Origin of the sequence: Ferrovibrio terrae (assembly GCF_007197755.1) — a bacterium.
GTDB lineage: Bacteria > Pseudomonadota > Alphaproteobacteria > Ferrovibrionales > Ferrovibrionaceae > Ferrovibrio > Ferrovibrio terrae.
Window position 1 is genome coordinate 3546312 of the sequence record NZ_CP041636.1, and the last position, 13526, is coordinate 3559837.

Annotated in this window: 17 protein-coding genes; 2 read left to right on the forward strand and 15 right to left on the reverse strand. The window is 63.9% G+C overall.

The annotated features are described in order from the left end of the window. Positions 1 to 46: 46 nt before the first annotated feature. Entirely contained in the window at positions 47 to 913 is an 867-nt protein-coding gene (locus FNB15_RS17295; RefSeq protein WP_144257913.1) for a LysR family transcriptional regulator, read from the forward strand. Here FNB15_RS17295 and FNB15_RS17300 read toward each other — a convergent pair. From FNB15_RS17300 to FNB15_RS17320, 5 genes are all read right to left on the reverse strand, one after another. Then, on the reverse strand, positions 910 to 2235 hold the full coding sequence (locus tag FNB15_RS17300) for a DUF3422 family protein (protein ID WP_144257914.1): 1326 nt from the start codon (positions 2233 to 2235) through the stop codon (positions 910 to 912). The genes FNB15_RS17295 and FNB15_RS17300 overlap by 4 nt on opposite strands. Continuing rightward, positions 2220 to 3206 (reverse strand): RluA family pseudouridine synthase, encoded by a 987-nt coding sequence (locus FNB15_RS17305; protein WP_144257915.1) that lies wholly within the window; start codon positions 3204 to 3206, stop codon positions 2220 to 2222. The genes FNB15_RS17300 and FNB15_RS17305 overlap by 16 nt, the downstream gene beginning before the upstream one ends. Before the next feature lie 31 nt (positions 3207 to 3237). Next, the gene (locus tag FNB15_RS17310; protein WP_144257916.1) at positions 3238 to 3618 is read right to left on the reverse strand and encodes a hypothetical protein; all 381 of its coding nucleotides are present in this window, start codon (positions 3616 to 3618) and stop codon (positions 3238 to 3240) included. A gap of 115 nt (positions 3619 to 3733) precedes the next feature. Beyond that, positions 3734 to 5071, reverse strand: a complete 1338-nt coding sequence (locus FNB15_RS17315; RefSeq protein ID WP_144257917.1) for a replication-associated recombination protein A — start codon at positions 5069 to 5071, stop codon at positions 3734 to 3736. A 2-nt stretch (positions 5072 to 5073) separates the two neighbouring features. After that, positions 5074 to 6495, reverse strand: coding sequence for a DegQ family serine endoprotease (locus FNB15_RS17320; protein WP_144257918.1), 1422 nt, complete (start codon positions 6493 to 6495; stop codon positions 5074 to 5076). A gap of 104 nt (positions 6496 to 6599) precedes the next feature. On the opposite strand from FNB15_RS17320, the gene FNB15_RS17325 reads away from it, so the two are divergent. Further along, positions 6600 to 7037, forward strand: coding sequence for a PAS domain-containing protein (locus FNB15_RS17325; RefSeq protein WP_144257919.1), 438 nt, complete (start codon positions 6600 to 6602; stop codon positions 7035 to 7037). Between the two features lie 65 nt (positions 7038 to 7102). Here FNB15_RS17325 and rplQ read toward each other — a convergent pair whose 3' ends face one another. From rplQ to rplR, 10 genes are all read right to left on the reverse strand, one after another. After that, entirely contained in the window at positions 7103 to 7522 is a 420-nt protein-coding gene (rplQ, locus tag FNB15_RS17330; RefSeq protein ID WP_144257920.1) for a 50S ribosomal protein L17, read from the reverse strand. 35 nt (positions 7523 to 7557) lie between these two features. After that, on the reverse strand, positions 7558 to 8574 hold the full coding sequence (locus FNB15_RS17335) for a DNA-directed RNA polymerase subunit alpha (protein WP_144257921.1): 1017 nt from the start codon (positions 8572 to 8574) through the stop codon (positions 7558 to 7560). A 129-nt stretch (positions 8575 to 8703) separates the two neighbouring features. Beyond that, positions 8704 to 9096 (reverse strand): 30S ribosomal protein S11, encoded by a 393-nt coding sequence (gene rpsK, locus FNB15_RS17340; RefSeq protein WP_144257922.1) that lies wholly within the window; start codon positions 9094 to 9096, stop codon positions 8704 to 8706. 36 nt (positions 9097 to 9132) lie between these two features. Continuing rightward, positions 9133 to 9510, reverse strand: a complete 378-nt coding sequence (rpsM, locus tag FNB15_RS17345) for a 30S ribosomal protein S13 (protein WP_144257923.1) — start codon at positions 9508 to 9510, stop codon at positions 9133 to 9135. Between the two features lie 187 nt (positions 9511 to 9697). After that, positions 9698 to 10348: an adenylate kinase gene (locus tag FNB15_RS17350; RefSeq protein WP_144257924.1), complete on the reverse strand. Its 651-nt coding sequence runs from the start codon at positions 10346 to 10348 to the stop codon at positions 9698 to 9700. Further along, positions 10348 to 11694, reverse strand: coding sequence for a preprotein translocase subunit SecY (gene secY, locus FNB15_RS17355; RefSeq protein WP_144257925.1), 1347 nt, complete (start codon positions 11692 to 11694; stop codon positions 10348 to 10350). The genes FNB15_RS17350 and secY overlap by 1 nt, the downstream gene beginning before the upstream one ends. Positions 11695 to 11777: 83 nt before the next feature. Further along, on the reverse strand, positions 11778 to 12299 hold the full coding sequence (rplO, locus tag FNB15_RS17360; RefSeq protein ID WP_144257926.1) for a 50S ribosomal protein L15: 522 nt from the start codon (positions 12297 to 12299) through the stop codon (positions 11778 to 11780). Between the two features lie 48 nt (positions 12300 to 12347). Continuing rightward, positions 12348 to 12560, reverse strand: coding sequence for a 50S ribosomal protein L30 (gene rpmD / locus FNB15_RS17365; protein ID WP_144257927.1), 213 nt, complete (start codon positions 12558 to 12560; stop codon positions 12348 to 12350). A 5-nt stretch (positions 12561 to 12565) separates the two neighbouring features. Next, complete coding sequence (gene rpsE / locus FNB15_RS17370; protein WP_144257928.1) at positions 12566 to 13138, reverse strand: 30S ribosomal protein S5; 573 nt, start codon at positions 13136 to 13138, stop codon at positions 12566 to 12568. A gap of 16 nt (positions 13139 to 13154) precedes the next feature. Next, a complete protein-coding gene (gene rplR / locus FNB15_RS17375) occupies positions 13155 to 13520 on the reverse strand; it encodes a 50S ribosomal protein L18 (RefSeq protein WP_144258809.1) in 366 nt (121 codons plus the stop codon). Positions 13521 to 13526 lie beyond the last annotated feature (6 nt).

Here is a 13526-nt window from a genome sequence, read left to right on the forward strand (position 1 = left end):
GAAATAGCGGCTGGCAGCATCTGTGCATATTCCATAAGATCGCGCGATGCCTCTGCAAAAACGCACAGACGCTCTGGACTGGAACGACCTGCGCTACGTACTGGCGCTGGCCCGTCATGGCAGCCTGTCGGCCACCGCTCGGCTGCTGAAGGTGAACCACGCCACGGTGGCCCGGCGCATCGCCGCACTGGAAGGTAGCCTGGGCATGACACTCTTCGAACGGCGCGCACGCGGCTATGTGCCGACACCGGCGGCGGCACCCGTACTGCAGGCCGCCGAGCAGATCGAGGCGCCCCTGCTGCGGCTGGCGCGCCTGGGCGATGCAAAAACGGGCGAGCAGATCGCCGGCACCGTACGCATCACCTGCACCGAGGGTGTCGCGAGCCACACAGTGGCACCGCAGCTCGCCGGCTTACGTCAGCGCTGGCCCGGCCTGCAGATCGAACTGGCGGTGGAACATCGCTCACTCAGCCTGGCGCGCCGCGAAGCCGACATCGCGATCCGCTGGGCGCGTCCCAAAACCGGCGAGCTCTATGCCAGCAAACTCGGCGCGGTGCCCTATCGGCTGTACCGCAATCCGGCAGCACTCGATCGCAATGCCGTGGCGGCCTTCGATGAAAGCCTAGCTGAAATTCCGGAATCACTCTGGCTAAAGACATCCGGGCTGACGCAGGCGATCCGCAGCAACAGCATGATCCCGCTGGTGGCGGCTGCGCGCGCCGGCGCCTGCGCCGTGCTGCTGCCGGAATATATCGGCCGGCAATATGCCGAACTGATGCCCGATCCGGGCAAACCACCGGTGACGCGCGAACTGTGGCTGGTGCTGCATCGCGACCTGCGCAACACGCCACGCATCCGTGTCGTGACGGACTATCTGTCCGATAGCATCCGCAGGATGCTGCGCACCGCCTAGTGCAGCCCCGCCTTCTGCAGCGAGCGCCGGAATCGCCGCAGCCCCCACCACACTGCAACTGCCACCACCGGGATCGCCACGCCGATGGCGATTTCCTTGTTCACCGGCAGACCGGCCGCGTGCAAGGCCTGCGCGGCATAACCCACCAGCCCCACCACGTAATACGTGATCGCGGCGACCGAGAGACCCTCGACGGTTTCCTGCAAGCGCAATTGCAGCCGCGAGCGTTGGTTCATCGCCTCGAGCAGTTCGACATTCTGCCGCTCCAGCGCGACATCGACGCGGGTACGCAGCAGGTTGGCCATGCGCGTCGCCCGGCGCGACAAGCCCTCGATGCGTTCGGCCATCGTGCTGCAGGTCCGCATCGCCGGCGATAAACGCCGCTCCATGAATTCACCCAGCGTGGGCATGCCAGCGATACGGCTCTCGCGCAGCTCGGCGATGCGGCGCTCGACCAGGGCGTGATAGGCGCGTGCCGCGCCAAAACGGTAGGGCGTATCGACGGCGAGCGTCTCGACCTCGGCCGCGAGGCCGGCCAGTTCGAGCAACAGCGTCTGTTCGCTTTCCTGCCCGACATCGACCATGCGGCCGGATAATTTCGCCAGGCCCTGTTCGAGCGCGGTGATGCGCGGCGCGACCTGCTGCGCCAGCGGCAGCGCCAGCAGCGCCATCATGCGGTAGGTTTCGATATCGAGCAGGCGCATGACGATGCGGCCACGCTGGGCCTCGGTCAGGCCGTGGTCATGGATCAGGAAACGCACGCTGTCATCCGCACCGAGGAAGAAATCGGTCCAGACCGTGGCGTGCCCCTCGGCCACGCGGCTCGCCACCAGCGTGGGGCCGTCGAACAGCCGCTGCAACTGCAGATCGGTTGGCGCGGCTTCATCAGAACTGAGCAGCGTAATATCCGCCGTCACCATCAGTTGCCCCGGCAGGGCTTTGAGCCAGCCGTCGGGCAACGGCAGGTCGCCCGGCGCATCCAGTGCGGCACCGGCCTGCCGCGGCAGATACAGCGTGTAGGTGGTGAATTCGGTGCGACGTTCCCAGATCAGGTGGCCAGCACCGGAAAGTTCAACCGCCACATGCTTCGCATCCGCTGGCGGTGCATCGGCATGGCAACTGCGGCACAGCGCCGCCAGATGGGCATGTTCGGCGGCGACATCATCGGGCTGCAGCATCAGGCCGAGATGCAGCACGCGGGCGGGTGCTGCAATTGGCAAGGGCGGACGGGCATGGACTTCAGCGGCCAGTGCGGCACGCAGCGGATGGGCGCGATGCCGCAGACCGTCAGGCAGCAGTGGCTCGCCTATTCTTCCAGCCATGCGTCGGCGCTTTTGTCCAAAGTGAGGCCGAGGAAATCCCAGGTCGCGGCCATATGCGGCGACAGGGGCGCGCGCACTTCCAGCTTGCCGCCATCGGGATGCGCCAACCTGATGCCGCGCGCATGCAGATGCAGCTTGCGGCTGACTCCGCCCGTGAGAAACGCTTCGGCCGCACCGTATTTGCCGTCGCCGACAATCGGCGTGCCCATCGCCGCCGCATGCACGCGCAGCTGATGCGTGCGACCGGTCAGCGGCGCCATGCCGAGCCAGGCGGCGCGCTTGCCGGCTGTCTCGATGGTGCGATAGAGCGTGACGGCGTTCTTGCCTTCGTCTTCGTCATAGACCATGCGCTCGCCAGCGCCGCCCGCCAGCTTGGCCAGCGGCAGGTCGATCTTGCCCATGCGCTGCTCCGGCACGCCCATCACCAGCGCCCAGTACAGCTTGTGCGCATCGCGCTTGCGCAGGGCCTCGGCCAGTTTGGCGGCCGCGCTGGCACTGCGCGCCAGCAGCAGAACGCCCGACGTATCCTTGTCGAGGCGATGCACCAGACGCGGGCGTTCGGCATTGCCGAATTTCAGATAGCCGAGCAGGCCGTCGAGATGCTCGGTCAGTCCGGTGCCGCCCTGCGTGGCGAGACCGGCCGGCTTGTTCAGCACGATCACCGCATCGTCCTTGTGCAGGACAGCGGCTTCCAGTTCGGCGATGCGCTCGGGGCTGGCTTTGGCCGGCTGGGGCGTGCGCGGCCTGTCATCATCCTTCGGCGGATCGCCGAGCGGCGGAATACGGATGGCCTGACCGGTTTCCAGCCGTGTCGCCGCCTTGACGCGGCCGCCATCGATGCGGACCTGTCCGGTGCGCAGCAGCTTTTCCAGCTTGGCATGGCCAAGCCACGGGTAATGACGCTTGAACCAGCGGTCGAGACGCAGGTCGGCTTCGTCGGCACTGACGGTACGGGTGGTTACCTGGGACATGGGGGCACTCTAGAGCGGGAGGATCGACCTGTCAGCGCCAGACGCGGCGCAGGGTGTCCTTTTCCTTGGGTTCGTCCGCGACCGGAGCGGGGTCCGGGTTGAGGGCGCGCTGGCGTTCGCGTTCGGCCTGCCGCTCCATCCATTCCTGGCGGCGCTGCTCATGCCCTTCGACCGACTGGACCTCGATCTCGCATTCCTGGGCGGCAGCGAACAGTATCTGGCGGGTGACGTTCTTGAACTGGGCCAGCTTGCCGTAGAAGCAGTCGTCCCGGCTCGGCACAACGCCCGGCGTGTAGAAGGCCTTTTCCTTCGGCGTCGCCAGAAAAAAGGTGTAGACCCCCGCGCCTGCCAGCAGCAGGAGAGCGATCACACCGAGAAAACCCATGCGCTGCAGCACGGAAAAGCGCTCCATGAAGGAATGTGCGGGCGGTCTGCTCGAAGGTGACGGCATACCCGCAATTTACATCAAATTTATAGTACGGTCAGCGTTAGGACTTGGTTAACGCAACGCTGGCTGCAGGACCGCGTCAGTCCTCTTCATCCTGGCGACGACTGCGCAGCTTCTGCCAGTAATCCAGCCTTTTAATGATGTCGCGCTCAAAGCCGCGCTCCACCGGGCGGTAGAAATGCTGCCGGTCCATCCCATCGGGGAAGTAGTTCTGGCCCGAGAAGCCGTCGGCAGCGTCGTGGTCGTAGGCATAGCCGGCGCTGTAGCCAAGCTCCTTCATCATCTTGGTCGGCGCGTTCAGGATATGCATCGGCGGCGCCAGCGACCCATGCTCGCGCGCCGCACGCTTGGCGCCCTTCTCGGCCTTGTAGGCCGCATTCGATTTCGGCGCGGTGCCGAGATAGATCACCGCCTGCACCAGGCCGAGCTCGCCTTCCGGCGATCCGAGGAAATCGTACATGTCCTTGGCGGCGAGCGCCTGCAGCAGGGCATTCGGATCGGCCATGCCGATATCCTCGGCGGCGAAACGCACCAGGCGACGCACGATGTAAAGCGGATCCTCGCCGCCGACCAGCATACGCGCCATCCAGTACAGCGCCGCATCGACATCGGAGCCGCGTAGCGATTTGTGCAAGGCCGAGATCAGGTTGTAATGCTCATCCTGACTCTTGTCGTAGATCGGTGCGCGCTTTTGTAATGTTTCTGCGAGCCTTGCAGAATCAAGCGGCTCGGTCTCCGGCGGCAGGGTATAGATCTGTTCGGCCATATTGAGCAGATAGCGGCCGTCACCATCGGCCATGGCACGCAATGCGGCGCGCGCTTCCGGTGTGAGCGGCAACGGGCGTTCGATGGCTTCGGCGCGCGACAGCAGCTTTTCCTGCGCCTCGTCATCCAGCCGGTGCAGCACGACGACGGACGCCCGCGACAGCAGCGCCGAGTTCAGCGCGAAGCTGGGATTCTCTGTGGTGGCGCCGACCAGGACCACGGTGCCGTCTTCGACATAGGGCAGGAAGCCATCCTGTTGCGCACGGTTGAAGCGATGGATTTCATCGACGAACAGCAGCGTGCGCTGGCCCAGCGCGCGGCGCTCGCGCGCGGCCTCGAACACCTTGCGCAGATCGGCCACGCCCGAGAACACCGCTGACAGCGGCGCGAATTCGAGGCCGGTTGCATCCGCCAGCAGCCGCGCGATCGAGGTCTTTCCGGTGCCCGGCGGGCCCCACAGGATCAGGCTGGAAAGTTTTTTTGCCTGTACCATGCGGGCGAGCGGCCCCTCGCCCTGCAGCAGGTGATCCTGGCCGATCACGTCGGCCAGTGTTTTTGGTCGCAGACGGTCGGCCAACGGCCCGGCGGCTTCCATGCCGGCAGCCGCGAACAGGCTTTCTCCCGTGCCACCCACTGCATCGCGCTTCGCCATGCTCAGCTCCGCACCGTGAAGGTCAGCACCTGTTTGTTGCGTCGCAGGGTCACGACCCACTGATTGCTGCCGCGCAGCAGGCTCTGCAGCGAACGCACATCTTCCACGTCGCGGTCATTGATCTTGACGACAATATCACCGGTGCGGATTCGCAGCCGGGCGGCAGGCGATCCGGGTGCGATCTCGGTGACGATCACACCGCGTTCCAGCATGTCGATGCCGAGCTCGTCGGCGAAGGCCGGCGACAGGTTACCGACCGTCGCGCCGGCGAGCGGCTGGTTGCCGCTGAGTTGGGTCAGATTGCGCGCCGGTGTTTCGGGCGCATCCTGCAGGGCAATCTGCAGGTTCACGCGCTGGCCGCGCCGCAGCACATCGAGTGCTGCCGTGTCGCCCAGCTTGCGCGTCGCAATACGGAAGCGCAGGGCCTGCGGATCGTTGACCTCGCGGCCATCGATGGCCAGCACCACATCGCCCGCTTTCAGCCCGGCGCGATCAGCCGGACCGCCACGCCAGACTTCGCCGACCAGCACGCCGTTGGGCCGCGCCATGCCCAGGCCCTGCGCGATTTCGCTGGTGACGGCTTCGCCGTTGGCGCCGAACCAGGGCCGCTTGATCCCCTTCCCGGCCATGGCGCTCGCCACGGTGGACGAGACGAGGTTGGCCGGAATGGCAAAGCCGATGCCGATGGAGCCGCCGGAGCGCGAGAAGATCGCCGTGTTGATGCCGACCAGCTTGCCATCCATGCCCAGCAGCGCGCCGCCGGAATTGCCGGGATTGATCGCCGCATCGGTCTGGATGAAGGACTGCGCCGTCATGTCATCGGAGATCGCACGGCCGACCGCTGAGATAATGCCCTGCGTCACGGTCTGGCCGACGCCGAAGGGATTGCCGATGGCCAGCACCAGATCGCCGACCTGCAATTCGTCGGAGTCGCGGAATTCGAGATACGGCAGGGTTTCGCCGCGTGTATCGATGCGCAGCACAGCAAGGTCGGAACGCGGATCGGCTGCGATCACGCGCGCCTCGAATTCGCGCCGGTCGCTGAGCGCCACCACGATCTCGGTGGCGCCCTCGATCACATGGTTGTTGGTGACGATGACGCCCTCGGCTTCGACGATCACGCCAGAGCCAAGCGACTGCGCGATGCGCTCGCGCGGCATCCCGAACGGCGACTGGTTGCCAAAGAAGCGCCGGAAGAAAGGATCGTCGGCGAAGGGCGACGCCACCCGCTCGACCCGGCGGCTGTAGACGTTGACCACGGCCGGCGCGGCGCGCTGAACCAGCGGTGCGAAACTCAGCTGGATTTCGGTCCGGCTGGCCGGCAGCCGGGTCTGTGCCGTCTGGGCGACAGCGACGACCGGCAATGCGGCCAACACTGCGGCCAACGCCAGTTTGAGAACAGTCCGGACAGAGAATTGCGCCATGGTTTGATTTACATAGGGGGCTTGGTATCGGCTTTTCAATGGCTGGCTGCCGGTCGACAGAGGGTTAACGCGGTATTCACAGCTTCCCCCCATTCTGCCTGCCCATGAAACTCGACAAGCCGATCCTGCAGCAACTGCAGGCCTATTGGGAGGTCAAGCGCGGCGACCGCCCCTATCCGGGGCGTGAGGATATCGATCCCCTGGAACTGCGCTTCATCATCGGCCACCTGATCCTGGTCGATATCGAACTCAGCCCGCTGCGTTTCCGCTATCGCCTGTTCGGCACCGCCATCGTGCAGCGCCAGGGTTTCGACATGACCGGCAAATATCTCGACCAGCATCCCTGGCCGGAACTCGCCGCGATGGCCCAGCAGACCTATCTCGAGGTAATCGACAGCGGCAAGCCGGCCCTGATCCGCCGCCGCGGCCTGGTCAACGACGGTTACGTCGATCACCAGTCGCTGATCCTGCCACTCGGGCACAGCCGGGTCGAGATGCTGCTGTCTGGCGTCGTTTTCACGCCGGAAGCCGAGCAGGACTGACCCCAAAAAGAAAACGGCGGCCCGGAAACCGGACCGCCGCTTCTGATAGTGTATGCGTCAGCCGATCAGGCCGCCGCTTCCTCGGTCGCTTCAGCCACCGGGCCCGAATCCTGGCCCTTGGCGGAAACGTCCCGATCGACCAGTTCAACCACGGCCATCGGAGCGGCGTCGCCATAGCGGAAGCCGGCCTTCAGCACACGGCTGTAGCCACCGTTGCGCGAGGCATAACGCTGGTTCAGCGTCGAGAACAGCTTGTCGACAGCCGACTTCTCCGGGATGAAGGAGAGCGCCTGACGGCGAGCATGCAGATCGCCGCGCTTGCCGAGCGTAATCAGCTTGTCGATCAGCGGCTTCAGCTCCTTGGCTTTCGGCAGCGTGGTCGTGATCTGCTCGTGCTTGATCAGCGAGGCAACCATGTTGCCAAACATGGCGCGACGATGTGCGCTGGACTTATTCAGTTTGCGGCCGGCATTGCGGTGACGCATGAGACTCTCCTCGATCTTCCTTTAGGCGGACAGGATCAGTACTGATCCTGCAGCTTCTTCGCCAGTTCCTCGATATTCTCCGGCGGCCAGTTGGGGACATGCATACCGAGATGCAGACCCATCTGAGCCAGAACTTCCTTGATCTCATTGAGCGACTTGCGGCCGAAATTCGGCGTGCGCAGCATCTCTGCTTCGGTCTTCTGGATCAGATCACCGATGTAGACGATGTTGTCGTTCTTCAGGCAGTTGGCCGAACGCACCGAGAGCTCGAGCTCGTCGACGCGGCGCAGCAGGTTCGGATTGAACTCCGGCTCGCTGGCAATCTTCTCACGGCTTTCCGCCTTCGGCTCTTCGAAGTTGATGAAGAGCTGCAGCTGGTCCTGCAGGATGCGGGCGGCATAAGCCAGCGCGTCATCCGGCTTGATCGCGCCATTGGTCTCCATCTGCATGGTCAGCTTGTCATAGTCGAGAATCTGGCCCTCGCGGGTGTTCTCGACCTTGTAGGAGACCTTGCGCACCGGGCTGTACAGCGCATCGACCGGGATCAGGCCGATCGGCGCATCTTCAGGACGATTGGCCGAAGCCGGCACGTAGCCCTTGCCGGTCTCGACGGTCAGCTCCATGCGGATGCTGGCGCCGGCGTCCAGGGTGCAGAGCACGTGATTCGGATCCATGACTTCGATGTCATGGCCGGTCTCGATCATCTTGGCGGTCACTTCGACCGGACCCTGCGCATTCAGATGCATGCGCTTCGGGCCTTCGCCGTGCATCTTCAGTGCCATCGACTTGATGTTCAGCACGATGTCGGTGACGTCTTCACGCACGCCCGGAATGGACGAGAATTCATGCAGCACGCCGTCGATCTTGATCGACGTGACGGCAGCGCCCTGCAGCGACGACAGCAGCACGCGACGCAGCGCGTTGCCCAGCGTCAGACCAAAACCACGCTCCAGCGGTTCGGCAACAATAGTGGCAGTCCGGCCCGGCACAGCGCCCGGCTCAATTACCAGCTTGTTCGGCTTAATCAGATCGGTCCAATTCTTCTGGATCACCTGTAACCTCGTTCGGTTGCGGCGGGTGCGGAACTCCGCCTAGACCACCTCGGGTGCGGCAACGGCCGCGCTGACGGCGGCCGGCCTCATGTTCTTTTCTGCGCCGGACCTAAATCCGGCGCGGACCGTTTAGATGCGGCGGCGCTTCGGCGGACGGCAGCCGTTGTGCGGGATCGGCGTGACATCGCGAATGCTGGTGATGACGAAGCCGACGGCCTGCAGAGCGCGCAACGCGGATTCGCGACCCGAACCCGGGCCCTTCACCTCAACCTCGAGGGTACGCACGCCATGCTCGGCAGCACGACGACCAGCGGTATCGGCGGCGACCTGAGCGGCATACGGGGTCGACTTGCGCGAACCCTTGAAGCCCTGGCTACCAGCCGACGACCAGGCAATGGTGTTGCCCTGCGCGTCGGTGATGGTGATCATCGTGTTGTTGAACGAAGCATTCACATGCGCAACGGCAGAGGTGATGTTCTTCTTTTCCTTGCGCCGAGGGCGCGCGGCCTTGTCCTTGACCATGAGTATCCTGCAGTCCTTAAAACGGGGGCTAACGGTTTAGCGCGCGGCCTTCTTCTTGCCGGCGATGGCGACCGCCTTGCCCTTGCGGGTGCGGGCGTTGGTATGGGTACGCTGACCGCGAACCGGCAGGCCCTTGCGGTGACGCAGGCCACGGTAGCAGCCCAGATCCATCAGACGCTTGATGTCCATGGCGATCTCGCGACGCAGGTCACCTTCGACCTTGTAGTCACGATCGATGGCTTCGCGGATCTGCAGCACTTCGGCGTCAGTCAGCTGATTGACGCGGCGCTCCGTCGGAAGGCCCACCTTTTCGCAAATCTGTTTCGCCTTCACCCGGCCAATGCCGTAGATGTAGGTCAGTGCGATCTCGACCCGCTTATTGGTCGGAATATTCACGCCAGCGATACGCGCCACGTTCTTCTCCTCGAATCACCCGCTCCGACCTTGCCGGAGCGTTCACCTTGGCACCGATGAGACATGAGCAAACCCAACGAAGTCATAGACTTACGTCGGGATCCGCAGCCTCAATTGTCGCTCGCGCCCGTTGCCAAGGGGCGCGATTATAGAAACTTCCTCTACTCAGTCAACTACTTAAAGGCACTCAAAGCGAGGCTAAAACGTCCTCGATCTGGCGCGTTACATCGTCGATTTCAGCCATCCCGTCGACCCTCCGCAGGATGCCCCGCCCCTCGTAATACGGGAGAAGCGGTGCCGTCTGCTCGTGGTAGGCCTTGAGCCGGGGAACCACGGTCTCGGCCTTGTCGTCCGCCCGGCGGGTGAACTCGGTCGAGCCGCAGCGGTCACATACGCCCGGCTGCTTGGTCGGCTGAAACTTGTCATGGTAGCCCGCGCCGCACTTGGCGCAGGTGAATCGGCCGGTGATACGCTCAACCAGAATGGAGTCGTTCACCTGCATCTCGATCACGGCGTCCAGCTTGAGCTTGCGCTCCGCCAGCATCTTGTCGAGCGCTTCGGCCTGCTTGGTGGTGCGCGGGAAGCCGTCCAGGATGAAACCCTTGCGGCAATCCGGCTGATCGATGCGGTCGGCGATGATGCCGACCACGATCTCGTCCGAGACCAGAGCGCCGCTGTCCATGATCGCCTTGGCCTTCAGGCCGATGGCGGTGCCGGCCTTGACGGCGGCACGCAGCATGTCACCGGTCGAAAGCTGCACCAGGCCATGCTGGGCGGTCAGGCGCTGGGCCTGGGTGCCTTTGCCGGCACCCGGCGGTCCGAGCAGGATCAGCCTCATTATTTGCGCGCTCCCCTCAGTTTGGCCTTCTTGATGAGGCCCTCATACTGGTGTGCCAGCAGATGCGACTGGATCTGGGCGACGGTATCCATGGTCACGCTGACCACGATCAGCAACGAGGTACCACCGAAATAGAACGGGACCGAGTACTGGGAAATCAGGAATTCAGGCAACAAGCAGACGCCGGCGATGTAGGCAGCACCAACCACGGTCAGACGGGTCAGCACGTAATCGAAATACTCCGCCGTACGCTGGCCCGGGCGGATGCCCGGCACGAAACCGCCGTACTTCTTCAGATTGTCGGCCGTCTCGTTCGGATTGAACACCACCGAGGTATAGAAGAAGCAGAAGAACACGATCAATGCGACATAAGTCACCATATAGAGCGGCTGGCCATGACCGAGCATGGTCGTGACCGTGGTGACCCAGCCAGGCGCGCCGGAGCTGGCGGTGAACTGCGCGACGGTCGCCGGCATCAGCAGCAGGGACGACGCGAAGATCGGCGGAATCACGCCCGAGGTGTTCAGCTTCAGCGGCAGATGCGAGCTCTCGCCGCCGAACATGCGGGCGCCCTGCTGTCGCTTGGGATATTGCACCAGGATGCGGCGCTGGGCGCGCTCCATGAAGACGATGAAGGTGATGACGGCGACAATCAGCACCAGCAGGAACAGGATGAAGAAGGTGCTGATGGCGCCGGTGCGGCCGAGTTCGAGCGTGGCAGCCAGCGCGCGCGGCAGTTCCGCGATGATGCCGGCGAAGATGATCAGCGAGATGCCCTGGCCGACGCCGCGCTGGGTGATCTGCTCGCCCAGCCACATCAGGAACAGCGTGCCGCCGGTCAGCGTGACCACGGTGGTGAGGCGGAAGAACATGCCCGGATCCATCACGGCGCCGCCGCGGCTGCCAGTCATGCCTTCAAGGCCGACCGCAATGCCGTAGGACTGGATGAGGGCCAGGAAGACCGTGCCGTAACGGGTATATTGATTGAGCTTCTTGCGGCCCGCCTCGCCTTCCTTCTTCAGCGCTTCGAGCTGCGGCGTGACCGCGGTCAGAAGCTGCACGATGATGGAGGCCGAGATATACGGCATGATATTGAGCGCGAAGATGGTCATGCGCTCAAGCGCGCCACCCGCGAACACATTGAACATGCCGAGAATGCCGCCAGCCTGCTGGCGGAAGATGTCAGCCATGATCTGCGGGTCGATACCTGGCAGGGGAATATAGGTACCGAGCCGGTAAACGATCAGGGCGCCGATCGTAAACCAGATGCGCTTCTTCAATTCGGTCGCTTTGGAGAACGCCCCGAGGTTGAGGCTGCCTGCCATGCGTTCCGCTGCCGATGCCATATACGAGCCCTAAATCCGACCGCGTGAACCTGAAAACTGGCGACGGGGCCAAAGCCCCGTCGCTGAGACCTGAAAGGTCTGACTTACTTCTTCTTGCCCTTCGCCTTGGCCTTCTTCTCGGCCTTCGGCTCGGCTTCCGCCTTCGGAGCGACCAGCACGGTGATGCTGCCGCCAGCCTTCTCGACTGCCGCCTTCGCAGTGCCCGAGGCACCGCTGACGGTGATGGTCACCTTGGCCTTCAGCTCACCGGTGCCGAGCAGACGCACGCCGCCGGCCTTGCGTGAGCACAGGCCAGCAGCCTTCAGCGCCGCTTCGTCGATCGGCTGCGAGGCATCGATCTTCTTCTTGTCGATCGCCGACTGCAGGCGGCCGATGTTCACGGTCTCGAAATGGACCGGGTTCAGCGGATTGAAGCCACGCTTCGGCAGACGACGATAGATCGGAGTCTGACCGCCTTCAAAGCCCTTGATGCTGACGCCGGTACGGGCCTTCTGACCCTTCACGCCACGGCCTGAGGTCTTACCCTTGCCGGAACCGATGCCGCGACCGACGCGCATACGATTCTTGCGGGCGCCCTCGTTGTCGGCAATCTGATTGAGACGCATTGTTCTAACCCTTCCGCTCGGACCGGCCTGAAGCCAGTCCTGTGATCCTTAGCCTTCGACCTGCACCAGGTGCTGCACCTTGGCGATCATGCCGCGCACCGAGGGTGTATCCTCGAGTTCGCGGGTCTGATGCAGCTTGCGCAGACCCAGACCGACCAGCGTGCCCTGCTGATCAGCAGTGCGCTTGTTGGCCGAACGGATCCAGGTGACCTTCACGGTCTTGCCGGCCGCCTTGGCGGCTTTCTTCTTCGCAGCAGCCATGGGGCTTACTCCTCAGTCTCGGACTTGCGGCCGAGCAGGTCGGAAACCTTCTTGCCGCGCTTGGACGCAATATGGCGCGGCGCATTCAGGCCCTTGAGAGCCTCGAAGGTCGCCTTCACCATGTTATGCGGGTTCGACGAACCGAGCGACTTGGTCACCACGTCGGCGACGCCCAGCGTCTCGAACACGGCGCGCATCGGGCCACCGGCGATGATGCCGGTACCGGCCGGAGCCGTACGCAGCAAGACCTTACCGGCGCCATGACGGCCCTCGATGTCGTGATGCAGCGTGCGGCCTTCGCGCAGATTGACGCGGATCATGTTGCGCTTGGCATGTTCAGTTGCCTTGCGGATCGCTTCCGGCACTTCACGAGCCTTGCCCGAACCATAACCGACGCGGCCCTTCTGATCGCCAACGACGACGAGAGCGGCGAAACCGAAGCGACGACCGCCCTTCACCACCTTCGCGACGCGATTGATGCTGACCAGCTTGTCGACGAGATCGTCGCCACGATCGCGGTCACCACCGCGGTCGCCACGTTCCCGATCGCCCCGTTCACCCCGTTGAGTAGCAGCCATTGTACCCAAACCTTTCTTAGAATTTCAGACCAGCTTCACGCGCCGCGTCTGCGAGCGCCTTGATGCGGCCGTGATAGAGATAGGCGCCACGGTCGAAGGTGACATCGGTGATGCCGGCGGCCTTCGCGCGCTCGGCAATCAGCTTGCCAACTTCGGAGGCGGCCTTGCTGTCGGCACCGGTCTTCAGCGAGCCGCGCAGGCCAGCTTCCAGAGACGAGGCAGCAGCAACAGTCACACCCTTCACGTCGTCGATGACCTGGGCGTAAATGTAGCGCGAGGAGCGATGCACGCTCAGACGCGGACGACCATGTGCGGCGGCAACGATCTTGGTGCGGTTGCGCTGCTTGCGGCGCTCGTTGAGAGCGTTCAGGCGGGTTTTCATGCTCAT

Excerpts from the sequence above, each read along its gene's own strand:
- FNB15_RS17325 (WP_144257919.1), top strand. The coding sequence starts at position 6,600 with ATGAAACTCGACAAGCCGATCCTGCAGCAACTGCAGGCCTATTGGGAG.
- FNB15_RS17310 (WP_144257916.1), bottom strand. The coding sequence starts at position 3,618 with ATGGAGCGCTTTTCCGTGCTGCAGCGCATGGGTTTTCTCGGTGTGATC.
- FNB15_RS17350 (WP_144257924.1), bottom strand. The coding sequence starts at position 10,348 with ATGAGGCTGATCCTGCTCGGACCGCCGGGTGCCGGCAAAGGCACCCAG.
- rpsE (WP_144257928.1), bottom strand. The coding sequence starts at position 13,138 with ATGGCTGCTACTCAACGGGGTGAACGGGGCGATCGGGAACGTGGCGAC.
- rpsK (WP_144257922.1), bottom strand. The coding sequence starts at position 9,096 with ATGGTCAAGGACAAGGCCGCGCGCCCTCGGCGCAAGGAAAAGAAGAAC.
- rpmD (WP_144257927.1), bottom strand. The coding sequence starts at position 12,560 with ATGGCTGCTGCGAAGAAGAAAGCCGCCAAGGCGGCCGGCAAGACCGTG.
- secY (WP_144257925.1), bottom strand. The coding sequence starts at position 11,694 with ATGGCATCGGCAGCGGAACGCATGGCAGGCAGCCTCAACCTCGGGGCG.
- rplQ (WP_144257920.1), bottom strand. The coding sequence starts at position 7,522 with ATGCGTCACCGCAATGCCGGCCGCAAACTGAATAAGTCCAGCGCACAT.
- FNB15_RS17315 (WP_144257917.1), bottom strand. The coding sequence starts at position 5,071 with ATGGCGAAGCGCGATGCAGTGGGTGGCACGGGAGAAAGCCTGTTCGCG.
- rplR (WP_144258809.1), bottom strand. The coding sequence starts at position 13,520 with ATGAAAACCCGCCTGAACGCTCTCAACGAGCGCCGCAAGCAGCGCAAC.
- FNB15_RS17305 (WP_144257915.1), bottom strand. The coding sequence starts at position 3,206 with ATGTCCCAGGTAACCACCCGTACCGTCAGTGCCGACGAAGCCGACCTG.
- FNB15_RS17300 (WP_144257914.1), bottom strand. The coding sequence starts at position 2,235 with ATGGCTGGAAGAATAGGCGAGCCACTGCTGCCTGACGGTCTGCGGCAT.
- FNB15_RS17320 (WP_144257918.1), bottom strand. The coding sequence starts at position 6,495 with ATGGCGCAATTCTCTGTCCGGACTGTTCTCAAACTGGCGTTGGCCGCA.
- FNB15_RS17295 (WP_144257913.1), top strand. The coding sequence starts at position 47 with ATGCCTCTGCAAAAACGCACAGACGCTCTGGACTGGAACGACCTGCGC.
- rplO (WP_144257926.1), bottom strand. The coding sequence starts at position 12,299 with ATGCGTCTCAATCAGATTGCCGACAACGAGGGCGCCCGCAAGAATCGT.